This is a genomic window from Corynebacterium belfantii (assembly GCF_041898185.1).
GTDB classification, from domain to species: Bacteria; Actinomycetota; Actinomycetes; order Mycobacteriales; family Mycobacteriaceae; genus Corynebacterium; species Corynebacterium belfantii.
Genome location: NZ_CP157823.1, coordinates 1,316,976 through 1,341,332, shown reverse-complemented (window position 1 = coordinate 1,341,332; position 24,357 = coordinate 1,316,976). Strand labels below are relative to the sequence as shown.

The following is a 24,357-nucleotide window of genomic DNA, read 5'->3' as shown; positions in this document are numbered from 1 at the left end:
CTTACATCCCTACTGCCTTATACAAGCTAGCTAGTTCGCTACTGTTGAGAGCTCGGATCGCTCCTGGGGTTTGCTCTCCAAGCTGAATTGTGTGAATTTTGGTTCGCACTAGTCGTTGAACTGGGAATCCTGCAGTTTTGAGCATCCGTCGTACGATGTGTTTACGACCTTCATGCAGCTCAATGCGAATCAAGGACTTGCCTTGGAAAGTATCAATGATCTGAACAAGATCCGCCTTAGCTGGACCGTCATCAAGCTCGATACCATCACGTAATTGCTTAACAAGGCGCTTATCCGCCTCACCGAGAACAGTAGCCAAGTAAGTCTTCGAAACTTCGTATCGAGGATGCATCAACCGATTAGCGAGTTCTCCGTCGTTAGTGAGAAGCAGCAAGCCTTCCGTAGCCGCGTCAAGACGTCCCACGTGGAATAAACGCTGGCCTGCAGAAATTCTCTCTCCCACGATGTCGCCAACACACGGCCGCCCCATGTCATCGCTCATAGTCGATTGCAACCCGCGAGGCTTATTGAGAACGAAGTACTGCAAGTTTTCATTAACATTGACTCGTACACCATCAACGCGAATGACATCGACATTTGGGTTAACTCTCATGCCCTGAGTCATCACGATTTTTCCGTTGACCTCAACACGGCCGGCATCGATCAAAATCTCAGCGTGTCGACGAGACGCGACACCTGCCTGAGCAAGGACTTTTTGAAGACGAATGCCTTCAGTACTGCCATCTCCTGCTTCGCGACGACCCACATGCTGGTGGCGTGCTGGACGCGCATTCGAAATCAACATTTCTGAATCACGCTGTTTACGGTACTTTACGGGACGGCCCGAATTTGCCGATTGCGGCTTGGCATGGCTACGCTTCGGCTTTCCGTAGTCTCCGCGGGAGCCTCCCTGAGAGCCTCGACGAGGCTTTTCCGGTGTGCCATCACGGCGAGCGGTTCTATTCACGATACTTCCTATCGATCAAATTATGCGGTTATAAATCTCTGCCACTGTAACGCAGTAGAATCAAGAATTCTAGCTTATCCACTATCTATTGCATATTTGAGGTTTAAAAATACTCATCGATACTATCAATATCTGGCAAAAGTGGAGCTAAGTCCGGCAAACGCTCAAGCGAATCGATTCCCAGTAAATCGAGGAACAACTCTGTTGTCTCATACTGATGAGCGCTACCATTCACCCCCTCCGTGCCAGGATTAATAGCAACCTCACGTATTAGGCCACGGAGCTGAAGCGTTCGCATGACTCCATCAACATTGACGCCTCGAACCGCAGCGACCTGTGCTCGTGTTGCTGGTTGGCGGTAAGCCACCACAGCTAACGTCTCCAAAGCCGCTCGTGAAAGCTTGGTATGCGAACCATCTAATAGGAATTTCTCCACCACATCAGCGTTACGCTTTGCAGTATAAAGGCGCCAACCTTCTGGCGATTCTCTGACCTCAATACCACTACCTCGATCCTCAAGCTCTTGAGCCATCGAACGTAAAACGGAGGTGACTGTTTCAGGTGCAGCCTCCGTAGCTCGTGCCAAGGCAGCAACAGAAGCCGGTTGGTCCACGACCAACAAGATCGATTCAATTTGCGATCTCAGTACTGTCATCATGATGAAGAAATGCCCTTATTATCTCGTTGATTTCTCGGCGGCGATGATCTGGCTGTCGATTTCAAACAGAACTTCGTCAACAATCATCGGGTCGACGTCCCGCTCGCTTCGAGCTCGAAGTAGCTCAGCTTGAGAAGCATACAAGGCTTCAAGCCGCACTTTATTAAACAGAGCAAAACGACGCTCTTGCATCTTCCGACGCTCTTCAGGTGTCATGGCATCGTCGTCATCTTCATCAGCATTAATGTCATGTTCGAAGCGACGTCGTAAGGAAGCCATAAATTCTTCTGGGATGTCATGAGAATAGGAATCCAGTACTTGTCGTGCAGCAAATCTGGCGCGAACAAATAGCTTTTCACGTGCGTAATCGCCAAAAGCATCCGGCCCTTCTTCAAGGTTTAACACCTTCATGAGGGCAGGAAGTGTCAGGCCAGGAATCACCATCGTTACAAGCAAAACAGTAAGTGCGACGATAGAAAGCTCTCGGTAAATTGCAAATCCGGTAGTCATCGGGATTGACAATACGAGCGCCAAAGTGACTAATCCACGCATTCCACCCCAAGTAAGTAACAGTACTTCTTGGAGTCGCAACGGTGCACCAGTTCGTCTACCCGCCTTTTTGTTCCCTACATAGAGCAAGTACAGCCACAGTGCCCGCACTGCGATGGCAGTCAATGCCAGCACTAGGCCGAACCACACCCCATGCCACAGGTTCGCTCCAGCAGAATGGATCGCATCACGCACCGAAATTCCAATGAGTCCGAATGCCACACCAGTAAAAAGCAGCTCGACTACCTGCCAAAAAGCCGATCCAGACAGTCTATCCTCGGCACCAGCTTGACTCTTGGAATTGAATTGGATCGCAGCAATAACGATGGCAATAACACCCGAAGCATGCAATTCCTCAGCAGCGATAAAAGTAGCAAACGGAATGACCCACGTGAATGCATTCCTAGCAACTGATGAAGTCATCCAAGAATGGAGTTTTGCAGATCCGGTTCCCAAGACAAAACCAATAACCACGGCGACCGCTGCTGAATATATAAACGTAGATAGCGCCGACCACCAAGTGATATCGTGCCCAGACTGCACCACTGACAATGCCAAATTAAAAACGACGATCGAAGCAGCATCATTAAAGAGGCCTTCAACTTGAAGCGTATTAGATAACCGTCGTGGAACACCTGCCGGTTCTGCAACAGCATCAACAGCTACGGGGTCTGGAGGAGAAATGGCTGCGCCAATAACAACCGCAGCTGCAAATGAAAGAGTTGGCACTAATAAATATGCGACAAAACCCACCGTAACTGCAGTAACTATAACTAATAGAACTGAAAGCAAAACTACGGTTCGCCACTGCCTTTTAATCGACGCCCAGCTACTATGTCGCGCCAGTGCCCATAGCAATGGCGGAATAAAAATCGGGAGGATCATCTCTTCAGGAATCGTTACTTCGGGAAGCCACGGAAGAAAAATTCCACCGGCAGCAACCAAGGTAAGTAACGCAGGCCATGGCAGACCGGTTCGGTCACCCACGGCCACCATGATGACCGTTGCAAAAAGCAACGCTAGCAAACCAATAAGAATCTCCATCTAACCCGATAAGCTCCTTGAATTAACTGTGTGCAGTGACATAGTCAATCATAGTGATTGCACTATCTTTAAGGAGCTCACCACCCGGTCGATCAGGGCTCTCGGCCTGCTCGGATTACGGCCACATAGTGGGAAGATCTAGATCTTCTACTAGTTGACAAAAGGCTTCCTTGCTCAATTGCCCTGCACCTTCTGCGATAGAACCCCACAAAGGTATGCCTGTCACCTTTTCCATTTCTGCAACATTAAGCGAGATAGCCAAGTCAGGATTCTTAGGCATACTGCCACCAATCAGCCCTAAAACCTTCAATCCGCGTCGTTGTGCTGCTTCTACAGTGAGTTCTGCCGCATTGAGTGAGCCCAACGCCATATTTGTTACTACGATGAGAGGTGCGTCTAGCTGCGCCGCAACATCTGCGATCGTAAATGAATCCGCCAAACGAACTAAGAGTCCTCCGGCACCCTCGACAACAACAACTGTTTGAGGTCCATCGAGTTCACGAATTTTATTAACTATTTCTTCCAGATTTAACTGCTGCATGCCAGCCCGCTGCGCAGAAAGATTAGGCGCGAGTGGTTCTGGGAATCGGGCAAAGCACTTTCCTACTATTCCGGTTAGTTTTTCAATGGTTTGTGCATCGCCTGACCCCTCTGGCTCTCCAGTTTGGACGGGCTTAACTGGAACGACTCGGAATCCTTGTCGTGCATAATGCTGACATACTGCGGCGGAAGCGATTGTCTTTCCTACTTCTGTGTTTGTACCGGTTACGACTACGATTGCCATGACATTTCTCCTTTAGCGTTCGAAACGTTCCTGCTCCGTATGCACGATAGAAGCAATTGCACACGAAATCTTTTGTATTTGTTCATGAGTACAGACAAATGGAGGCATTGTGTATACGAGCCTGCCGAAAGGACGGAGCCATACACCTGCGTTCACCGCAGCATGAGTAGCACGTTTCATGTCAACAGGTTCTTTCATTTCAACTACACCAATTGCACCGAGGACTCGTACGTCATGAACAGCAGGGTTGGAAGCTAGCGGAGCAAGCCCCTTTTTTAGCTCGCTTTCAATTTCTGCAACCTGCTGCTTCCAATCACCTTCTGCAATAATGCTTAATGCTTCGCTAGCAACAGCACATGCCAACGGGTTTCCCATAAATGTTGGTCCATGCATTAGTGCTCCCCCTCCGGCAGAGAGTGTCCGATTGTTTGTGTGCGGGGGCTTGGTTTACAAGTAGTCCGCGAATCGGTCGGGGTAAGCCACGGCTAGTTGGTTGATGGCTTGTTTCCACCCGGTGGCTTTCGCTCCTTCAATATAGCCGTTGCATTCGATGGCGCGCTTCGCTTTCTTCGCTCGCTGGGCAGCGCGCTTGTCCTCGATGTTGCAGATCATCAGCCACAGCGTTTTCAGCGCCGCGGTATCGTTCGGGAACTGGCCGCGGTTACGAGTAGCTTTACGCAGCTCAGCATTCAGCGATTCGATCGAATTCGTGGTGTAGAGTACCCGCCGTGCCGCAGGCGGGAACTGCAAAAATGGCACAAACCGGTCCCAGGCGTCGCGCCAGACTTTGACCGATTGCGGGTATTTACGGCCCAGTTCACTGGCCTCGAATGCGTCCAGGGCGGCGCGGGCGGTGTCCTCGGTCGGTGCGGTGTAGACCTCCCGTAGCGCACTTGATACGGGTTTGCGGTCTTGGTAGGACACCCACCTGTTGGCCGCCCGGATCAGGTGCACGATACAGGTCTGCACCATGGAATTCGGCCAGGTTGCCTCCACGGCTTCCGGCAGGCCTTTGAGCCCGTCTCAGCAGACGATGAACACGTCTTGGACCCCACGGTTGGCAAGGTCAGCGCACACGGATGCCCAAAAACTGGCGCCTTCATTGTCTGCGATCCACAATCCCAGGATGTGCTTGATGCCGTCCATGTCGACGCCTACCGCCATGTAGCAAGACTTGTTGACCACGCGGTGGCCATCGCGGATCTTCACTCGCAGCGCGTCGAGGAAGATCACTGGGTAGAACTCGTCGAGCTGGCGGTTTTGCCAGATCATGACCTCTTCTAACACCGCGTCGGTAATGGTGCTGATCGTATCTGGGCTCATATCCACCCCGAGGGTGGTGGCGAGGTGGTGGCAAATATCGCGCACGGTCATCCCACCGGCGTACAGGGAGATGATCATGTCATCAAGCTCCGTCAGACGGCGGGTGCCTTTAGGCAGCATCCGCGGCGTAAACGTGCCAGCTCGATCCCGGGGCATAGTCACATCAAAGGTGCCGTAGCCAGAGTTGACGGTTTTGGTGTACGACCCGTTGCGGTGATTGCCACCATCCGGGGTGCCCAGCTGGGCTTTCGCCGTACGATCAGAGTGCGCGTATCCCAGATGCGCGTCCATTTCAGCCTGCAGACCAGCGTTGATCGATGCCTGCAAAAGACCTTTGACCAGGTCGCTGGCATCATCGGTGGAAGTCGACAACTCGCCGATCAGTTCGGCGATTTCCGGATTTTCCATCAGCTTAGCGCTGATCTCGTTGACCCTGTTCGGGTCATGACCTTTCCTCGGTGACACGGTAGTCATTATCAGTGAAACTCCTTCTGGATCAGAGCCTCACACACAAAACACCTGACACCCTCCTCCGGCACCGGAAGAAATGCTTTCTGCCACAGCATCCGTGGTGATGGTTGCAGCTAACGACATAAACCCGCCAGTTAATGACTTTCCAACACAAAGAATGTCGGGAGTTACTTTTGCAGCTTGGGTGGCAAATAAGTTACCCGTTCTACCAAAACCAGTCGCAATTTCATCTGCGATAAATAAAATTCCATGTTGATCACAAAGCTGTCGAATACCTTTGAGAACCTCTGGAGCGTGGAATCGCATGCCACCAGCTCCTTGAACAACGGGTTCAACGATGATGCCGGCAATTGTTGAATCAATCAACGAATTGAGATGATCTATGTACGCAGAAATTTCATTTGCTGCAGCGCCCCACAGCGGCGGCCGAGGCGCAAAAACATTATCCATTACGCGCCCCTCCCACATTGCGTGCATTCCCCCCTCTGGATCACACAAGCTCATCGTGGCAAAGGTGTCGCCGTGATACCCACCACGCCAGGTCAACATACGACGCCGTTCGGGATGCCTTTGCCCAAGTTGGTATTGATACACCATCTTCAGTGCCACTTCTACGGCAACAGATCCCGAATCAGAAAAGAAAACCTTGGTAAGAGGTTCATCCGTAAGTTCACACAATTGACATGCAAGCTTAATCGCAGGCACATGCGTCAAGCCACCAAACATGACATGGCTCATCACGTCAATTTGGCGATGAGCAGCCGCTTTGAGCCTCTCGTTCCCATGCCCGAAGGCGGCAGCCCACCATGAACTCATTCCGTCGATTAAGCGCGTTCCGTTGTCTAGAATGATGTCCGTGTTGTCAGTGGCTGCAACTACGTAGGGGGCAACCGTAGCCGGCATTGGGCCATAAGGATGCCAAATATGATCACGGTCAAATTGTGCGAATGAATTATTTTTCAACTCATCAGTATTGAACACCGTTTAATTATACGGCCAATCGACTGACAATTATCCCCCTTTTGGCAATAATGTACGGTATGCAATTAATTGAAAAGCGTTCAATTAACTCTAAAAACAACCGCGCGATGTTTTGGCGCCATCCTCGAATGACGGTATCTCTCGTCAGCATTGAAGCATGGGAGCGCTTCAGTTTCTACGGCATGCAAGCGATCCTCGGTTTCTATCTCTACTATTCGATTGCCGACGGCGGACTCGGCATTTCCAAAAAAGGTGCAACAGCCTTAATCGGAGCATACGGCGCATTGGTATACCTATGCACGTTCATCGGTGGCTGGGTGGGCGACCATCTCCTTGGGGCAGAAAAAACGCTTCTGAGCGGCGCCGCGTTGCTCGTCATAGGCCACATTAGCCTGTCTACATTTCCTGGGTTTCACGGACTAGCGATAGGTTTACCCCTGATCGCTGTGGGATCTGGCTTACTAAAAACAGCTGCTATCACCGTGCTTGGCGCAGTTTACGATGAAAATCCGAAACAGCGTGAAACCGGATTTCAGTTCTTTTATCTAGGAATCCAAGTGGCAGCATTTTTCGGCCCGCTCCTTACCGGCTGGTTAGCTCAACAGTATTCTTTCCACATCGGGTTTATAGCAGCAGCCTTTCTCATGATCATCAGCATAACGCTCTATGTTTTCGCACGCCCCGCTGCCATGGCGTCGCTTTGCACACAAACTCGACAGCGCATCACACAGCCTCAATTGACTGCCACTACTACCCAAGCAACATTCATTGTGGGAGGCAGCACCCTCGCTTTATATAGCGCAACATTCTGCGTTGCAACAGGCTTGATTAAACCTGTAGTCCTTGCAACATTTCTATTAGCACTGACACTGGGAGCGGCTCTGCTTCTCTACACTTCTATGTTTCGGAGCAGTGAAGTCACGCCAGCAGAAAAGATACAGTTGCTACGCTACATCCCTATCTTTTTAGCATCGGTAACCTTTTGGGCAATTATGAACCAAACTTACGGAGTTTTAGCAGTTTACTCCGATGTACGCCTTAACCGCTCAGTTGGCGATTTCTTAATACCAGCTGCTTGGCTACAATCACTGAACCCTTTTTATGTGTTCGTACTTTCGCTTCCGCTTGCCTACCTATGGTTACGCCTTGGCGATCGCAGTCCCCGCCCTGCAACTAAGCTTTCAATCGGTGTCGGAATTGCCGGATTAGGTTTTGCAATTTTAATCCCCTACGCAGGTGGCGAACCTAATTCCACACCATTTATCGTCCTGGCAATCAGTATTCTTGTAACAGCCATAGGTGAACTGCTGATTGGCCCAATTGGCATGGCAGCAACCGCTCAATATGCACCTCGAAAATACGCAACCCAATTCTCGGCGATGTTTTTCCTCACCATGGCGATAGGCACAGCGTTATCAGGACACATTTCTCAGTACTACAACCCAGACAACGCCCAAGCAGAAGCTCGCTATTTTATAGCATGCTCGGCTACCGCAATGGTTATCGGCATCATTAGCTATATGCTGACTAGAATAATCACGACCAAAACTCAATAGTTACCACTCGTCGGGAATGAAAATCGTCGACAATGCTTCTGCAAATGGCTCGCAACCCAGCGAGCCTACGCCATCGTTCAAACTGCCAATAAATGGCACTCCAGACGCACGCGACGCCTCCACTAAAGTTAAGCGAGTACGTAGATCTGCACCCGCCGGCAGTTTCCCCCCCAACAAGCCCGCAACATTTGCCCTACATGCTCGAGCAAAACCAACGGCATTTACTGCAAGTTCTACAGCACCGCGATTCATTCCCGAGACAACTACCAACGGAGCATCTAGTTCAGCTGCAATATCCGCAATTGTTTTCTTTCCTATTAAGGCAACACTCAGCCCACCAGACCCCTCAACCACAACAGTTTTGCCTGATTCAGAGAGATGACGCACTTGAGCCAATGGATCATCCAACTGCGAAAAGTCCTCTCCTCGGATACCCGTTAACTTTTCAATCGTGCCAATATCTGGAGAAGCACCCAAGTTTTGCAATCGAGCTATCTTAGCTGGCACAACATCCCTACCTTTTGCTTGCAAGATTTTCACGATCGCTGCAGTTGCCGTGGTCTTACCTACTCCCGACGCTAAACCAGACACAACCACGATACCCACTTCAGTTTCCCTTCCCTTTTAATACGCGCGTAACAGAACCACAGTTTTACCGATGGTAGACCACTACAAGACCTTTTATGAGAGACTCCCCCATATGTAGCCTTACTCCGGATCTATGCCCAGTTACTTGCTGCGACTATTGCGGGATCCACATGAATTCCTGTCCACGACACCCGCAAAGCGCCTAATGATTCCTCCTGTTCTAAGGAAACCGCTCGGGCCTTATACAACTCGAGTAGTGCAAGGAAGCGCCCAACGACTTCTAATGAAACTCTGCAGCCAGTAATCAGATCCGGAAAATCCATCCAGACGCCCTTGCCACACTCAACAAGCAGATCCAAAACCTTGCCAGCTTGTTCTGGAACAGACACTTCAACACCATGCACATGACTTGTGCTAACTGTTTCCGGAGGTTTTGGCCTAAAAACACTTGCAGCCAATTCAGCGAAAGACTTAGGAGTATGACTAATTTTAACCGGAGGAAGTAATGAAGAAAACTGTTCTTCCATTCCTACTGCCCGCGGATAACGTCGCTGCGCAGCCAACTGCCACCGGGTAAACTGATCTGCAACCTGTTTATATGCTTTGTACTGAAGCAACCTAGCAAACAAAAGATCGCGCGACTCTAAAAGCTCAAGATCAGACAGATCTTCCACTTCACCCCGTGGAAGCAATCGAGCAGCTTTAAGGTCTAATAACGTGGCTGCTACAACAAGAAACTCCGTGACTTCATCCAGCTCAGCGAATTCCCCTAGCGCACGCGTGTACGCTACAAAATCATCTGTAACTTTATGCAAAGCTACATCAGTTACGTCTAGTTTTTTCGCACTGATCAGCTGAAGCAAGAGGTCAAACGGACCTTCGAAATTATTCAGGACGATACGAAAACCCGTTATCTCAGGTTGATTATCCGGAACAACAGTTCTCGCCATAAATCCTCAAATTTTCAAACTTTTTATGCCTAAGCGTATGAGCTAGGCGGTACGCTCGATCACTTCGCGTGCAAGCTGCCGATACTGCTGAGCACCTTGAGAACTCGGAGCCCACGTAGTAATGGGTTCACCGGCAACAGAAGTTTCTGGAAAACGAACTGTCCGGGTGATCACAGTATCAAAAACCCTATCTTCAAATACGTCAATCACTCGAGACATAACTTCCCGAGCATGGGTTGTCCGCCGATCAAACATCGTTACCAAGATTCCAACAATCTCTAGATCAAAATTGAGCCTATCTCGAACCTTTTCAACAGTATCTGCCAGCAATGCCAATCCGCGCAACGAGAAATACTCACATTCCATAGGGATAATGACTCCATGAGAACAAGTCAACGCATTGACGGTAAGAAGACCCAAGGACGGCTGACAGTCTAAAATAATAAAATCATAATCCCGCATCACTGGCCTTAGCGCCCGCGCTAAAGTTTGCTCGCGTCCAACCTCGTTTACAAGCTGGATCTCAGCCGCCGAGAGATCAATATTCGCAGGTACCAAATCCAATCCATCAACCGAAGTGTGATGGATTGCTTGGTGAATCGATGTATGCCGATCAACTAAGAGATTGTAAACGGTGATTTCGAGTTCTTCGTGGGGAATATTCAAACCGGCAGACAATGCACCTTGTGGATCAAGGTCAACGAGAAGTACTTTCCTCCCCGCCTCTGCCAAGCAAGCTCCAAGGTTAATCGTCGAAGTAGTCTTTCCGACTCCACCTTTTTGGTTACACATCGAAATAATCTTCGCAGGACCATGTTTATGCAATGGTTCAGGTTCAGGGAATTCCCGCAACGGACGCCCTGTGAGGCCGACCTTTTGATCGGGTGTATCAAACAATCCCGATTCGCCCATGTCTATCCCTCTTCCTTGATTTTCACCCTGAAAATTATTTTTATTTCACGTACCGCCAAGTCGAATTTAGCCTAACAGCACACCAATAAACTATAAATTACACGCTTCGGATTCATTCCGTGTCTTTGGGGCAATTTTATGAAGAAAAAATCCATAAATCTAGCCCACTGCCTTTACAAAATCTAACCATGTCAGTGAGCTCGCGGATGCGAACGTGACCAGACCAAGCGTAGATTATCTGCAGTTACATGGGTGTATATCTGTGTAGTTGTTACTGACGAATGCCCTAACAATTCTTGTACTACCCGAACATCAGCCCCGCCTTCCAAAAGATGAGTAGCAAAACTATGTCGCAAAGTGTGTGGAGAAATATCTTTTTCAATTCCTGCACGTTGAGCCGAGCTTTTGAGAATTTGCCAAGAACTTTGTCTGGATAGTTGTCCTCCACGTTTATTAAGGAAAAGTGCATGCGTTTTCCCTTTTGACATTGCGGGCCTGCCCCTCACAACATATCGCTCAAGCGCTAACAAACACTGATCACCAACAGGCACAATACGCTGTTTTTGACCCTTTCCAGTTATTCGAACAATGCCTTCATTTTCGACAATGCCAGCAACGTCATCCACCACTAGAGCGACCGCCTCCGATATACGGGCTCCAGTGGCATAGAGAAACTCCAGTAGAGCACAATCCCTAAGATCTTCAGGCGAAGCTGCTTCATCTATGGGTATGGCCTCTATGAGACGTTTCACTTCTTCGACTGAGAGAGTATCAGGCAGATGACGTCCCGTTGCCGGTGGAGACACATCAGCCGATACATCCTTCTCCACCAAGTTTTCTAACAGAGCAAAACGATGTAGACCACGAGCAACGATCAAAGCACGGGCCGCAGACGAGGCGGCTAGAGGTTTCTTTCTGGTATCACTGTCCCCCTTCCGCAATTCTTGAACATACCTCTCAATATCTTGTACAGAGATATTCTCAATATTTGCAATTCCTTGTACTTGCAGCCACTGTGTATACCGTTCGAGGTCACGACGATAATTAGACAACGTGTTATCGCTAACCCCTTTTTCCACTGCTAAGTGAGTTAGCCATTGACGGGCAATATTATTGATTGAAACCATAATTATCGACGATGTACTGCTGAATCTTGATGCCGTTGCACCAAAGAAGTAGGTCTAAGTTCAAATTCGGTGACTGCACTCGGTAAAGACACTCCAGTCTCAATATGCTCTCGTGCAGCAAAAATACCTGCGATCGCAATGGAATTCACGATCCTTCCACACATGATCATTTCTATAGCATCGTCGAGCGCAACCCATTGTGTCGTAATGTCAGCTTCTTCATCTGACACCTCAGGTCGAGGCACAGCATATACTCGATCAGCTAGGAAGATTCGAACTGCTTCGTCACAAAAGCCAGGACTAGTAACTAAATCAATTATGCAAGACCAATGATGAGATGCGAGTCCTGCTTCTTCTTTTAACTCTCGTTGAGCAGCCTGCAACTCAGATTCAGATGGGATATCAAGTAACCCAGCTGGAAGCTCCCACATGCGCCTACCTACACTATGTCTATATTGTTTTATCAGTAGAATTCGCCCAGATTCATCGCGAGCCACTATGGCTACAGCGCCATAATGCTCGACGATTTCTCGATAGCTTTCGTTTCCTTTCGGCATAAGCACCTTGTCCCGTCGCACCGCAATAATTGGAGCATCCAAAAGCAACGTACTATCTGTCACGACAAACGAATGAGGAGTCATAATCTCAACGATAGCTGCAATCTACTCAGGATTTTTAATTCCCGGAGATGTAGCGTCGGCATTCCCCGCTGCACCATAAGCACCAGATTTACCGTCGAGTTGTTCCTTAAGCGCTAAGATTGCGGCAATTTGTGCCCAATTCTGGTCAATTGAATCAATGGTAGAAACAGCTTGTTTATCTTGTGCCGAGGACCGAATTGTTCCCAAAAGACCAGTGCCACTTGCAGTATGAATTCGACCTGCGACAAGCAGACCAGAGCCTTTGGATTTCAAAGCGGTGGCAAATGAGGCTTGATTTTTAATAGAAAAAGCTGCTTTTGATCCGTCAGAATCTCCTGAAAGTAAAACTATCGCATGAGCCGGTTTTACGCTCGCCTCATCAAAATCGATATAGCCGCTTTCTCGCAGTGCACCTAGCACAATCCCACGATCTTCTTTATTTGCTTGCTCAGAACCATCATCTTTGTTCAACAAGATTGCACTGCCCAACGCATCTCCGGCATGAGTACCAGAATCCATTTTCTCAGTAGAAAGTTGAGCACCAGCTGGAAGCGTAATGGCAATAATATTTTTTAAACCATCAGCTCCTTCTTGAGTGAAAAATTTCTCGCCCAATTTAATGGTTCCAGCATTTTCCGCTCCTGCATTTTTTAGCGCTTCAGACAAGGCATCCGCATCGCTATCAAGCGAATCTGAGGTACGGAACACCAATACTTTCTTTTCTTTCAGGAGATCAGTAGTAATTCCCTTCCCAAGTGCCGACACTACACTATCGGCACTTTTAGCTTGCGCCTTTGCAATCTGGGCAGACTCAAGAGCATCGTCACGTTCACGTTCCAAGGTGGAAGTTGTTTGATTTGGACCACCAGCAACATTTGGAGCCAACACGTACATCCCAGCCCCGATGCCTAATGCAAGGCCGAAGGAAAGACCTGCAATAGCAGTTGCAGTGCGTCCAGATTTTCTAGCCATATTTTTGTTCTTCCTTCGAGGGTTTTATTTAAACCAACTTTGCGCTGTCAAAGCAAAGTTATTCCAAGTGTCAATGAGATTCTGGCTAAAAGAACCATCGCCAGACGTTCCCGCAATAGTGATAATGACCGCAGCTGCCACCAAAATACCCAAAATTGCCCATAGCCAAGCAAGACCCATTGAAGAACGTACTGTATAAAGATCTGTGATCACTGTGGCGTCTACTAATCGTGACCCCAGCTTCGAACGTGTCAACAACGTAGCAGGTGATGCGGTCTCTGAATCGGCGAAAATCAAATCCAAGTCGAATGGAGAACCAGCGTTTACCACTAGCTCTGCACCGTGATAACCAGCCAACAAAAGGGCTAAGTTGGTGGATGAATCTACAGAGGACGGAAAAGTTACTGCGCCAACACCTAGGTCTTGGATTCGTTCCAATCCCAAGGCATGACCATCTGGATCCGCGGGAAGAACTACCTGGGCGCCGCTACGTAATGCATCAGATCCAATTACTGATGGATTACCAACGATAAAAACGGGTTTATATCCCAATTCCACCAATGTATCAGCTGCAGCATCGACACCAATCAAAACCGGCTCGTATTCTCGGATAAAATTACGAAGCCCCTTTAGTTGTGTACGGTGTCCTTTCCCTGGGCTGACCACCAATACTTTGCGCCCGCGAAGCATCCCACCGCGATCAGGTATGCCAAGCCCATCAATGAGCAACGGGGCCTCAGCATGAATGAACTGGATGGTATTTCCAAAATAGGCTTCCATTCGATCAATTAATGACCCCTGTGCCTCTACGAAAATAGCTTCAGCTTGCTCTGCGGTAATTACTGTTCCAGAAGCGATGAGTTTTTCGCCATAGAAAATCTGGCCGTCTTCCGTTAACCGCGCTTTCTTTCCATCTTTTAGACTCGTCCACACATCGTGTCCAACAGCATCAATCAGCATGATGCCTGCATCGATTAACATTTGTGGGCCAAAATTAGGAATCGCCCCTGTGGAGAATTGTTCGCTATTGACAACTGCAAGGGGCTTGGCATCGATCAACTGCTGTGCAATGGACCGAGTTATGTCGGGTGCGTCAACGACTGCGATCTCTCCGCTTTTCAGTCTTTTTAGACCTCGATTAAGCGATGAACAATCGCGCGTCACTGCATGAATACCGGGAAGATCCGCAGAACGGTTGAACAGACTCATGGTGAGCATTGTGCCTTCCATTATTGAATTGTGTACAGAGGCGCGCGGAAGGAGAAGCCTTAATCCTCATAAAATTTCCACATCCACGGCATTTGTACAATGCTTATTAAAATCTACCGTTGAACGCGAAACGCACGGTTTTCCTCTTGAGCCTTTTCAAAAAGCTCTCTGGCGTGTGCCCGCCCAGTATCAGTATCCTCAAGCCCCGCAAGCATACGAGCAAGTTCTTCAACTCGACGTTGTTCCGACAAATTTTCTACACCCGACGTCACGGTTGATTCACCAACGTCTTTCGCGAGATGTAAATGGGTATCTGCATAGGCCGCTACTTGTGGCAAATGCGTAACGACAATGACTTGGTTATTTTGGGCAAGACGAGCTAATCGCCGCCCGATTTCTACTGCAGCGCGCCCACCAACCCCTGCATCCACTTCGTCGAACACAAGCGTATTTCCATGTTGCTCTGCCGAAAGAATAACTTCCAAAGCAAGCATGACACGAGACAGCTCACCTCCTGACGCCGATGAAGCCAATGGCCGAGGATCAGTAGCTTTATTTGGCGCTAAGCAAAACTTAACTTCATCGAATCCAGAAGGTTGTGGTTCCGTTGGATGTACAACCACTGAAAACATGGCCTTGGGCATAGCCAATCCGTGTAGCTCTTTCGTGACTGCATTACTAAGTTCCTGCGCAGCTTCGATACGAGCTGCGCGCAAAGCCATACCGGCATCATTCATTTTTCGCTCTGCGAGAGCTGTTTCTTTTTTGAGCTGATCGAGAGCTTCAGGTGAAACATCAATCGACTCCAGTTTTTGCTCAGCTTTAAGCTTCCATTTGATAACGCCATCGATGTCAGAAGCGTACTTGCGTGTTAACTGTTTAAGTGCCTGCTGCCGTTGAAGCAATTCGTCTAACATTTTAGGATCCGCTGGTAATTCATCCAGAAAACCACCTAATTGAGCAGAAACTTCCATCAAGATTGATGTAACAGCTTCTAGCTGTTGCGAAACACCTTGTAATATGGGATCACTACTTACCCTGACACTTGATAGTGCTTGACCAATAAGATCCGAAGCTGCATTGACGTCACTAGAGTCACCCGTAGCATATCCTTCAACCCCTGCAGCACCATCAATTACAGAAAGCGCTCCTACAGCCTGCGCCCGAAGATCATCTACATCTTGTAGTCGTGTGATTTGAACAAGAAGATTCGCTTCTTCATCTGGTTGCGGATCGACCTCACTGATCTCTCGAATAGCAAACTCTAGGCGATCGACTTCTTGTGCAAGTTCCCGTTTCGATGCTTGACGTTCCCGGAGGTCCTTCGAGAGATTTTTCCACGCTCTATACGCTTCGGAATAAACTGTCGTTAAAGCACCAATCTTTTGGGAAAAACGATCCAGTGCATCTCGCTGGCGATCGCTATTAAGTAACCGAAGCTGGTCATTTTGACCATGAATTGTGAGAACTTCTTTCGAAAACTCCGCTAAGTTCGCTGCAGGGACGGAGCGACCTCCAAGGTGCGCGCGAGAGCGCCCTTGTGCACTCACTGTGCGGGAAACTATAACCTCACCATTTTCATCTAGCGCACCTCCTGCTGCGGATACCACCGCATGTGCCATTTCGGCTGATTCGGGGGCAACAGAATCCAGTAAAAATCGCCCTTCTACAACAGCTTGGCTACTGCCACTTCGCACACGTTGAGCTTCGGCACGACCACCTGCCAGCAGTCGCAATCCTGTAACAACCATCGTTTTACCGGCGCCTGTTTCGCCGGTCAAAACGGTAAGACCCTCACTCAGCTCAAGTGACGCACTCGGAATAACCCCTAGGTTGTGAATGGTGATATCTGAAAGCATAGAGTTATTGTACATCAAAATCTTTCAATTCAGGAACAGATGTTCTATTGCGTTCGAATATCAAATTTTTCTGCCACAGCATTTTCACCAATCGCCAACTAAATACTGGCGAAAGTTACACTTCAATTGGGATTAATTTGTGGAATCATGCTTCTTAGGCCCCCTCCACCCTTCTACGGGCAGTCGCAATTTTGTGACAAGTCTGTCAGTGAACGGGATGTCATCCAACCGTACCCACTTAATCGACCGAGAACCGCGCTTGACTTCTACCCGTGCACCTGGTGGGACGGAAATCGAACGGAATCCATCCATGACAGCAGTAGCAGGAAATGCGCTAGGATGTGATTCCACTGCCACAGATGACCGAGGGCTTACTACTAGTGGCTTGGTGAATAGTGCATGTGCGTTGTTCGGAACAACCAAAATTGCGTCTAGTTCAGGCCACAATACGGGACCACCTGCGGAAAAGGCATAAGCGGTCGATCCTGTAGGTGTTGAAACAATGATGCCGTCACACCCAAACGAACTTACAGGCCGACTATCAATTTCTAATGTTGCATCCAAAACACCACTTCGGTTGCTATTTTCGATACTAACTTCATTCAAAGCCCACCCTCGACCAATTGCAGTACCGTCTGAATCGTAAACGCTGACAGCGAGAGTCATACGTTCTTCAATTCTGAAACTTCCTTTTGTAACTCTATGGACAGCTTCATCTAAGGAATCTTTCTCCCATTCAGCCAAAAAACCGACATGCCCTAGGTTGATACCTAACACTGGTAGATCAGCACCATGCGCGAGATCAGCTGCACGCAGAAATGTACCGTCGCCGCCTAATACCAGTACTAGATCAACACTTTGAGTCGCTTCAGGAGAATGAGAAACTCGCTCAAATTGTCCCAAGACTGGATGCGTTGCAATCGTTGTGTCTTCGGCCGGAACGAGAACACGAACTCCGACGCCTGAATCGTCGAGAAGCTCGGCAGCCAGCGCAGCTGAAGCAACATTTTGAGGTCTTCCGGTATGCGGAACTAGTAAAACTCTGCGATCTTCAAGGCAATCGATAGTCATTACTGCGGACCTTTCTGGACTGCTTCCGCGACTTTTTCATGAATTTCTTGTACCCCCTTAGCAGACCTACCTGAGTCCTTTTTCAGCCAGAGGAAATATTCAACATTTCCTGATGGACCAGGTAATGGTGATGCGACTACATCGACAAAACTAAGTCCAAGTTGCTGAGCAAATAATGCGATATCTTCGGTGACCTCTGCCCGAAGCTTGGGATCACGGACCACTCCGCCGCGTCCCAGTCGTTCTTTACCTACCTCAAACTGGGGTTTAACCATGGGTAAAAGGTCCGCACCATCACTCATGCAGGCTGCGATAGCTGGCAAAGTGAGCTTCAGAGAGATAAACGAAAGATCACCCACCATTAATTCGCAGGGGCCATCTGTTATTTCCAAGGTCAGATTTCGAATATTGGTGCGATCCAAAACCTTAACACGATCATCATTTTGTAACCGCCAAATGAGTTGACCATACCCAACATCGACTGCTACGACCTCAGAAGCAGATTCCCATATTAGAACATCTGTGAAACCACCAGTTGAAGCACCCGCATCAAGTGCACGACGTCCAGAAACATTCAAGCCTTTAGATTTAAACTCTTCGAGTGCACCCAATAATTTATGAGCGCCACGAGATGCCCAATCATCCAAGCCGGCATCTTCTACACGAATTGACGCCTCTGGGGTCACTTGGGTGGATGGCTTCTTGGCAACGAATCCCTGTACGTGGATCCGGCCATCTTTAATCATCTCTACTGCTTGCTCGCGAGAGCGTGCGATTTTACGACGAACAAGCTCGGCATCGAGGCGCCTTCTAGGTTGCATCTGTTGTAGCTCTTTCCGATAACGATGTGTGCCATCCCGTTTTAGGAAAGCGCATCATGTAATAGTGAATGAGCCCGCGTTAATAGCTGGGTTTCATCGTGAAGATTGTTGGGATTTTGCGCCAATAATTCGCTTATATCTGCCGCAATTTGAGAAGGGCTAAGAGAATCTTTTTGAGGATCATGAGGCTTAGGAATCTCCATTTAGCTTAAACCACCTATTAACGCCATTCAGACATACACCGAATAGCATGTTCACTGACCGGTTTAACAGTGCCACCAAATTCAGCACTTTGCCATGCAACAGACAACACTGATCTCAACGCTTCCGTAGAAGTCGAAGCCGTCGAACCACCGTCAAGAACAATTTCGGTTCCATGGAGATAAGCGTTAAAATTCCCCTGCATTTGAGGCATTAACACACTTCTATCAGAGCTAAGAGCACGTAAATCCTCAGCTATAAGAGTCGGTCGTTCCGATTCAATAGCATGAATGAGCGCCCAATGCTGGGATACACCAGTAAGAAGATGCAGAGTATCAAAACCCGCAGCAACGCCACCGGCAATATCGGTATTTAAACGATCACCGACAGCTAACGGACGCTCTGAAGCCAGTTTTTCAGCGGCAACATTGAACATAACAGCTCCCGGTTTGCCCGCCGAAACTGGTTGAACTCCTGTTGCGCTCACAACCGCCGCCACCATTGACCCGTTACCGACGCAAAGCCCTCGTTCACTCGGAAGAGTTGTATCTAAATTTGAGGCGTAATATTTAGCGCCACATCTAATAGCCAGAGCAGCCTCGCTCAATTCAGTCCAACCAGTGGCGGGATTATGGCCATGGAAGACGGCAACAGGATCCATATCAGCAGAAGTCACAACCATATACCCTGCTTCTGCAGCCAAAGATTTAAACGAATCTGTGCCTAACACCAAGACGTTGCTACCAACAGGTACCTCTTTGAGAGCTAGATCGATCGCTGCTTGAGCTGACGTAAGAACCTGTTCAGGTTGAGTAAAAATACCCATATCCGATAACAAAGAGGCAACTACTTCTGGACCACGCGAGGCATTGTTGGTCACATACATAAGCGGAAGATTTGCTTGATTAATTGAATCAACGGCAAAAGGTAACGCCCTGTCTCCTTCCCAAACAGTACCGTCTAGGTCAAACAACAGGGCATCATACTCATCCAAAACAGTCATGCGTATCAGCATAGTAGACGAAAGAGATCAGAGCTCAATTAAGCACAAATTAATGAGTTAGAGACTCTAAACGAACAACTACATCGGTAGTCTCAACAATATCTTGTTCTTTGCAAATGGTGAACCAACGAAAAGCATCCTCTTTTCTTCCAGCTTGTAACAATGCATCAGCATAGGCATAAGAAAGTCGGGCTGCTTCGAGTCCAGAAGCATTTTCTTTTGGATTCATGCTCTCCAAAGTTGCTACCGCAGAATCAGGTTGTCCCAAATCAAGATGTGCACCAGCTACTACAATCGCTAGCTCAATACGGGTCTCGTGATCCAAATGCTTAGTATTTTCATCGCGGGCAAGCTCAATAGCTTTTTCTGGGCGTCCTAAACCGCGTTCGCAGTCAGCCATAACTGCGATGAGTCCTGGGCCACCACTCATACGACGCGCGGCACGAAGCTCAGACAAAGCTTCTTTCCATTCACCTGCGTGATATGCAGCAATACCGCAGGTCTCACGAGCGATTGCTACCCTTCCTGCACGATCTTTAGCTGCACGAGCGTGCTTCAAAGCTAATTCTGGATCTTCAGCCATCCAAACTGCCGCCATGATCATATGCTTCGCGACTGCGTCAGCGTTATCTTTAGCCAGTCCCTTTAGATCTTGAAGAACCATTGGGTCCAGATCATGCACGTCTATATCAGCGGGCAATGCAGGCTCATTTAGACGCTTAGTGATGCGTTCTTCGCGATATCCAGAACGCATAGGCCCATTGAAATGCTTATTCCGATCGGAGCCACTACGTTGGCTATGTTGGCGCTTTGGGCCCTTAGACTCGAAGCGATTACCACGTTCAGAACGATAATCATCACGACGTTCACCACGGTTACCAGGTCGATCAGAACGGTAATCCTTACGGTCACCACGTTTCCAGTCGCCACCATCGCGGTCATGTCGACGTTGCGAATTCGCCGAATCTCCTTTATAGCTGCGACGGCCACCGCCCTCTTTTTCCCATCGTTTACCGTGGCCTTGACCACGACGAGACTCAGAGGTTTGGTTACCAAAGCGACGAGGTTTTCCGCCTTCTGAACGCTTTTTACCGTAGCTACCTCCACGTGGTCGCCCTTCGTTGGAACGGCGAGGTTCGTCGTGTGAGCTACGTGATGAAGAATCAGCCATAGAGAAAATCCTTTGAAATTACGTAATATACGATAAAGCGTGTGCAGAAAAGAAAACATTCTTTCCTGCACACGCCTTACCATATTACTTTTAAGTTTTAGGTTGGCAGCGACCTACTCTCCCACACCCTCCCAGGTGCAGTACCATCAGCGCAATCGGGCTTAGCTTCCGGGTTCGGAAAGGGACCGGGCGTACCCCCGACACAATAACCACCAACACACACAACCAACCACCCACGGCGACAGGCATGCCATGCCAGACACTGCACAGCAGACGCAAGCAACACTTTTATTCATTCAAACCATCACCCACACAAAAAAAAGGGGTGAGATGTCCATAATGCTTTATTATTCTTTTTGCTCGTTACACAATGTTATTACTCGGTCATATTAGTACCAGTCACCTTAACGCATTACTACGCTTCCAGATCTGGCCTATCAACCCCCTAGTCTAGAGGGAACCTCAAAAGAAACCTCATCTCAAAACAGGCTTCCCGCTTAGATGCTTTCAGCGGTTATCCCTCCCGTACGTAGCCAACCAGCCCTGCCACTGGCGTGACAACTGGCACACTAGAGGTACGTCCGTCCCGGTCCTCTCGTACTAGGGACAGCCTTCTTCAAGTTTCAACGCGCGCGGCGGATAGAGACCGAACTGTCTCACGACGTTCTAAACCCAGCTCGCGTGCCGCTTTAATGGGCGAACAGCCCAACCCTTGGGACCTACTCCAGCCCCAGGATGCGACGAGCCGACATCGAGGTGCCAAACCATCCCGTCGATATGGACTCTTGGGGAAGATCAGCCTGTTATCCCCGGGGTACCTTTTATCCGTTGAGCGACACCACTTCCACAAGTAGATGCCGGATCACTAGTCCCGACTTTCGTCCCTGCTCGACCTGTCAGTCTCACAGTCAAGCTCCCTTGTGCACTTACACTCACCACCTGATTGCCAACCAGGCTGAGGGAACCTTTGGGCGCCTCCGTTACATTTTAGGAGGCAACCGCCCCAGTTAAACTACCCACCAGGCACTGTCCCCAACCCAGATCATGGGCCAAGGTTAAGGTGCTCAATCCGATCAGAGTGGTATTTCAACTTTCGACTCCACAACCACTAGCGTGACCACTTCACAGTCTCCCACCTATCCTACACAAACCGAACCAAACACCAATACCAAGCTATAGTGAAGGTCCCGGGGTCTTTTCGTCCTGCCGCGCGTAACGAGCATCTTTACTCGTACTGCAATTTCACCGGGCCTGTGGTTGAGACAGCAGGGAAGTCGTTACGCCATTCGTGCAGGTCGGAACTTACCCGACAAGGAATTTCGCTACCTTAGGATGGTTATAGTTACCACCGCCGTTTACTGGGGCTTAAATTCTCCGCTTCGGACAACAATGCCCTAACAGGTCCTCTTAACCTTCCAGCACCGGGCAGGCGTCAGTCCGTATACATCAACTTCCACGTTTTCGCACGGACCTGTGTTTTTAATAAACAGTCGCTTCCCTCTATTCTCTGCGACCACCACCAGCTCAACCACGTCGGTCACCAGCAATGGTCCCCCTTCTCCCGAAGTTACGGGGGCAATTTGCCGAGTTCCTTAACCACAGTTCACCCGATCGCCTTAGTATTCTCTACCTGACCACCTGTGTCGGTTATGGGTACGGGCCATATATGCACTCGCTAGAGGCTTTTCTCGACAGTACAGGATCACCAACATCAACCACAAAGGTCTACGCATCACGCCTCACCCACTATGCGACACGGATTTACCTATGCCACGGGCCACACGCTTACACCACAATCCACTACATGGCTCAGCTACCTCACTGCGTCACCCCATCACTTGGCTACTACCAACGAAGATCCCACGCACATCACCACCAACCACACAAAAAGCATGACCAGAAGATCCATGGATGGTTAGTACCACTGATTCACCACTGGGCGCACATACACGGGTACCAGAATATCAACTGGTTATCCATCGACTACGCCTGTCGGCCTCGCCTTAGGTCCCGACTCACCCTGGGAAGATTAGCTTAACCCAGGAACCCTTAGTCATCCGGCGGAAAAGTTTTCCACTTTTCATTCGTTACTCATGCCTGCATTCTCACTCGCACACACTCCACACCATCAAGTCACCCAGGTGCTTCACAGCAGTGCACGACGCTCCCCTACCCAACCAACAAAAAATGCTGACTGCCGCGGCTTCGGCGGTGTACTTGAGCCCCACTACATTGTCGGCGCAGAACCACTCGACCAGTGAGCTATTACGCACTCTTTCAAGGATGGCTGCTTCTAAGCCAACCTCCTGGCTGTCTTCGCGATCCCACATCCTTTTCCACTTAGTACACCCTTAGGGGCCTTAACCGGCGATCTGGGCTGTTTCCCTCTCGACCAACGGAGCTTATCCCCCGCAGTCTCACTGCCATGCTTAACATTACCGGCATTCGGAGTTTGGCTGACATTGCTAAGATTGTAGTCCCGCTCAACCAACCAGTAGCTCTACCTCCAGCAAGAAACACACAACGCTGCACCTAAATGCATTTCGGGGAGAACCAGCTATCACGGAGTTTGATTGGCCTTTCACCCCTACCCACAGCTCATCCCCTCAGTTTTCAACCTAAGTGGGTTCGCGCCTCCACAACCTCTTACAGCTGCTTCACACTGGCCATGGGTAGATCACCCCGCTTCGGGTCCAGAACATGCCACTAACAAACACCCTCATTAGGATTCGCTTTCGCTACGACTACCCCACACGGGTTAACCTCGCGACATGCCGCTGACTCGCAGGCTCATTCTTCAAAAGGCACGCCATCACCCCACAAAAAAGGCTCTGACGGATTGTAAGCACACGGTTTCAGGTACTATTTCACTCCCCTCCCGGGGTACTTTTCACCATTCCCTCACGGTACTAATCCGCTATCGGTCATCATAAGTATTTAGGCTTACCGGGTGGTCCCGGCAGATTCACAGCAGATTCCACGAGCCCGCTGCTACTCGGGAACATCATCCACTCACATGCATGCACTTTCACGTACGGGACTCTCACCCACTACGGCAGGCCATTCCAAACCACTTCCGCTAACACACACATACACAAGCGAGGAGCCGGCAGCCTCCTCCAACAACGCCCCACAACACCACACACGCAACCCCTGCCAGGTATCACACGCATACGGTTTAGCCTCATCCACGTTCGTTCGCCACTACTAGCAGAATCATTAATTATTTTCTTCTCCTACGGGTACTAAGATGTTTCACTTCCCCGCGTCACCCCCACACCAGCTATACATTCACTGATGGGTAACCACACATAACCATGGCCAGGTTTCCCCATTCGGACACCCTCGGATCAACGCTCTATTGGCAACTCCCCGAGGCCTATCGCGGCCTTACACGTCCTTCATCGGCTCATAATGCCCAGGCATCCACCGTGTGCCCTTCACAAACAACACACATGTAACAAACAAAAACACCAAGAACAATTAAAGAATAAAGATT

General features: G+C 49.2%; 18 protein-coding genes, 2 rRNA genes and 3 pseudogenes. 1 reads left to right on the top strand and 22 read right to left on the bottom strand.

Annotated elements, in window-relative coordinates; all coding sequences use genetic code 11:
- Position 1 precedes the first annotated feature (1 nt).
- The 7 genes and pseudogenes from ABMV07_RS06735 to ABMV07_RS06705 all read right to left on the bottom strand — a co-directional run.
- The gene (locus ABMV07_RS06735) at positions 2-967 is read right to left on the bottom strand and encodes a pseudouridine synthase (protein WP_088267817.1); all 966 of its coding nucleotides are present in this window, start codon (positions 965-967) and stop codon (positions 2-4) included.
- A gap of 103 nt (positions 968-1,070) precedes the next feature.
- Entirely contained in the window at positions 1,071-1,625 is a 555-nt protein-coding gene (scpB, locus tag ABMV07_RS06730) for an SMC-Scp complex subunit ScpB (RefSeq protein ID WP_088267816.1), read from the bottom strand.
- A gap of 18 nt (positions 1,626-1,643) precedes the next feature.
- Entirely contained in the window at positions 1,644-3,218 is a 1,575-nt protein-coding gene (locus tag ABMV07_RS06725; protein ID WP_088267815.1) for a sodium:proton antiporter, read from the bottom strand.
- Between the two features lie 115 nt (positions 3,219-3,333).
- Positions 3,334-4,002, bottom strand: a complete 669-nt coding sequence (gene bioD, locus ABMV07_RS06720; RefSeq protein ID WP_088267814.1) for a dethiobiotin synthase — start codon at positions 4,000-4,002, stop codon at positions 3,334-3,336.
- Positions 4,003-4,014: 12 nt separating this feature from the next.
- Positions 4,015-4,416, bottom strand: a pseudogene (locus ABMV07_RS06715) (aminotransferase class III-fold pyridoxal phosphate-dependent enzyme); the annotation flags it as partial.
- A gap of 33 nt (positions 4,417-4,449) precedes the next feature.
- A pseudogene (locus ABMV07_RS06710) lies at positions 4,450-5,799 on the bottom strand (IS256-like element IS1132 family transposase).
- Between the two features lie 51 nt (positions 5,800-5,850).
- Positions 5,851-6,777, bottom strand: a pseudogene (locus ABMV07_RS06705) (aminotransferase class III-fold pyridoxal phosphate-dependent enzyme); the annotation flags it as partial.
- Positions 6,778-6,836: 59 nt separating this feature from the next.
- On the opposite strand from ABMV07_RS06705, the gene ABMV07_RS06700 reads away from it, so the two are divergent.
- Positions 6,837-8,333: a peptide MFS transporter gene (locus ABMV07_RS06700; RefSeq protein ID WP_197689426.1), complete on the top strand. Its 1,497-nt coding sequence runs from the start codon at positions 6,837-6,839 to the stop codon at positions 8,331-8,333.
- On the opposite strand, the gene bioD (ABMV07_RS06695) is transcribed toward ABMV07_RS06700, so the two are convergent.
- The 15 genes from bioD (ABMV07_RS06695) to ABMV07_RS06625 all read right to left on the bottom strand — a co-directional run bounded on the left by bioD (ABMV07_RS06695) (position 8,334) and on the right by ABMV07_RS06625 (position 24,311).
- On the bottom strand, positions 8,334-8,939 hold the full coding sequence (gene bioD, locus ABMV07_RS06695; RefSeq protein WP_088267812.1) for an ATP-dependent dethiobiotin synthetase BioD: 606 nt from the start codon (positions 8,937-8,939) through the stop codon (positions 8,334-8,336).
- 113 nt (positions 8,940-9,052) lie between these two features.
- Complete coding sequence (locus ABMV07_RS06690; RefSeq protein WP_088267811.1) at positions 9,053-9,871, bottom strand: segregation and condensation protein A; 819 nt, start codon at positions 9,869-9,871, stop codon at positions 9,053-9,055.
- 42 nt (positions 9,872-9,913) lie between these two features.
- Entirely contained in the window at positions 9,914-10,783 is an 870-nt protein-coding gene (locus ABMV07_RS06685) for a ParA family protein (RefSeq protein ID WP_088267810.1), read from the bottom strand.
- Between the two features lie 191 nt (positions 10,784-10,974).
- Complete coding sequence (gene xerD / locus ABMV07_RS06680; RefSeq protein ID WP_197692107.1) at positions 10,975-11,910, bottom strand: site-specific tyrosine recombinase XerD; 936 nt, start codon at positions 11,908-11,910, stop codon at positions 10,975-10,977.
- Between the two features lie 2 nt (positions 11,911-11,912).
- Entirely contained in the window at positions 11,913-12,551 is a 639-nt protein-coding gene (locus ABMV07_RS06675) for an NUDIX domain-containing protein (RefSeq protein WP_196977722.1), read from the bottom strand.
- A 21-nt stretch (positions 12,552-12,572) separates the two neighbouring features.
- A complete protein-coding gene (locus tag ABMV07_RS06670) occupies positions 12,573-13,523 on the bottom strand; it encodes a copper transporter (protein WP_196977721.1) in 951 nt (316 codons plus the stop codon).
- A gap of 24 nt (positions 13,524-13,547) precedes the next feature.
- The gene (gene steA, locus ABMV07_RS06665) at positions 13,548-14,741 is read right to left on the bottom strand and encodes a putative cytokinetic ring protein SteA (RefSeq protein ID WP_162495033.1); all 1,194 of its coding nucleotides are present in this window, start codon (positions 14,739-14,741) and stop codon (positions 13,548-13,550) included.
- A gap of 104 nt (positions 14,742-14,845) precedes the next feature.
- Positions 14,846-16,591, bottom strand: coding sequence for a DNA repair protein RecN (gene recN / locus ABMV07_RS06660; RefSeq protein WP_196977720.1), 1,746 nt, complete (start codon positions 16,589-16,591; stop codon positions 14,846-14,848).
- A 132-nt stretch (positions 16,592-16,723) separates the two neighbouring features.
- The gene (locus tag ABMV07_RS06655) at positions 16,724-17,662 is read right to left on the bottom strand and encodes an NAD kinase (protein WP_088267805.1); all 939 of its coding nucleotides are present in this window, start codon (positions 17,660-17,662) and stop codon (positions 16,724-16,726) included.
- Complete coding sequence (locus tag ABMV07_RS06650) at positions 17,662-18,483, bottom strand: TlyA family RNA methyltransferase (protein WP_196977718.1); 822 nt, start codon at positions 18,481-18,483, stop codon at positions 17,662-17,664. The genes ABMV07_RS06655 and ABMV07_RS06650 overlap by 1 nt, the downstream gene beginning before the upstream one ends.
- Before the next feature lie 41 nt (positions 18,484-18,524).
- Positions 18,525-18,686: a hypothetical protein gene (locus tag ABMV07_RS06645; RefSeq protein ID WP_374064988.1), complete on the bottom strand. Its 162-nt coding sequence runs from the start codon at positions 18,684-18,686 to the stop codon at positions 18,525-18,527.
- A 17-nt stretch (positions 18,687-18,703) separates the two neighbouring features.
- Positions 18,704-19,699, bottom strand: a complete 996-nt coding sequence (locus ABMV07_RS06640; RefSeq protein WP_196977717.1) for an HAD hydrolase-like protein — start codon at positions 19,697-19,699, stop codon at positions 18,704-18,706.
- Positions 19,700-19,736: 37 nt separating this feature from the next.
- A complete protein-coding gene (locus tag ABMV07_RS06635) occupies positions 19,737-20,858 on the bottom strand; it encodes a lipopolysaccharide assembly protein LapB (RefSeq protein WP_197692108.1) in 1,122 nt (373 codons plus the stop codon).
- A 100-nt stretch (positions 20,859-20,958) separates the two neighbouring features.
- Positions 20,959-21,075, bottom strand: a 5S ribosomal RNA gene (rrf, locus tag ABMV07_RS06630).
- Positions 21,076-21,226: 151 nt separating this feature from the next.
- Positions 21,227-24,311, bottom strand: a 23S ribosomal RNA gene (locus ABMV07_RS06625).
- Between the last annotated feature and the right edge of the window lie 46 nt (positions 24,312-24,357).

Bases quoted from the DNA above. Each gene is read 5' to 3' on its own strand.
- ABMV07_RS06700 (WP_197689426.1), top strand. From the start codon at position 6,837: ATGCAATTAATTGAAAAGCGTTCAATTAACTCTAAAAACAACCGCGCG.
- ABMV07_RS06690 (WP_088267811.1), bottom strand. From the start codon at position 9,871: ATGGCGAGAACTGTTGTTCCGGATAATCAACCTGAGATAACGGGTTTT.
- ABMV07_RS06650 (WP_196977718.1), bottom strand. From the start codon at position 18,483: ATGCAACCTAGAAGGCGCCTCGATGCCGAGCTTGTTCGTCGTAAAATC.
- ABMV07_RS06725 (WP_088267815.1), bottom strand. From the start codon at position 3,218: ATGGAGATTCTTATTGGTTTGCTAGCGTTGCTTTTTGCAACGGTCATC.
- recN (WP_196977720.1), bottom strand. From the start codon at position 16,591: ATGCTTTCAGATATCACCATTCACAACCTAGGGGTTATTCCGAGTGCG.
- ABMV07_RS06670 (WP_196977721.1), bottom strand. From the start codon at position 13,523: ATGGCTAGAAAATCTGGACGCACTGCAACTGCTATTGCAGGTCTTTCC.
- ABMV07_RS06645 (WP_374064988.1), bottom strand. From the start codon at position 18,686: ATGGAGATTCCTAAGCCTCATGATCCTCAAAAAGATTCTCTTAGCCCT.
- ABMV07_RS06635 (WP_197692108.1), bottom strand. From the start codon at position 20,858: ATGGCTGATTCTTCATCACGTAGCTCACACGACGAACCTCGCCGTTCC.
- steA (WP_162495033.1), bottom strand. From the start codon at position 14,741: ATGCTCACCATGAGTCTGTTCAACCGTTCTGCGGATCTTCCCGGTATT.
- ABMV07_RS06655 (WP_088267805.1), bottom strand. From the start codon at position 17,662: ATGACTATCGATTGCCTTGAAGATCGCAGAGTTTTACTAGTTCCGCAT.
- ABMV07_RS06685 (WP_088267810.1), bottom strand. From the start codon at position 10,783: ATGGGCGAATCGGGATTGTTTGATACACCCGATCAAAAGGTCGGCCTC.
- xerD (WP_197692107.1), bottom strand. From the start codon at position 11,910: ATGGTTTCAATCAATAATATTGCCCGTCAATGGCTAACTCACTTAGCA.
- ABMV07_RS06640 (WP_196977717.1), bottom strand. From the start codon at position 19,699: ATGCTGATACGCATGACTGTTTTGGATGAGTATGATGCCCTGTTGTTT.
- bioD (WP_088267814.1), bottom strand. From the start codon at position 4,002: ATGGCAATCGTAGTCGTAACCGGTACAAACACAGAAGTAGGAAAGACA.
- scpB (WP_088267816.1), bottom strand. From the start codon at position 1,625: ATGATGACAGTACTGAGATCGCAAATTGAATCGATCTTGTTGGTCGTG.
- ABMV07_RS06675 (WP_196977722.1), bottom strand. From the start codon at position 12,551: ATGACTCCTCATTCGTTTGTCGTGACAGATAGTACGTTGCTTTTGGAT.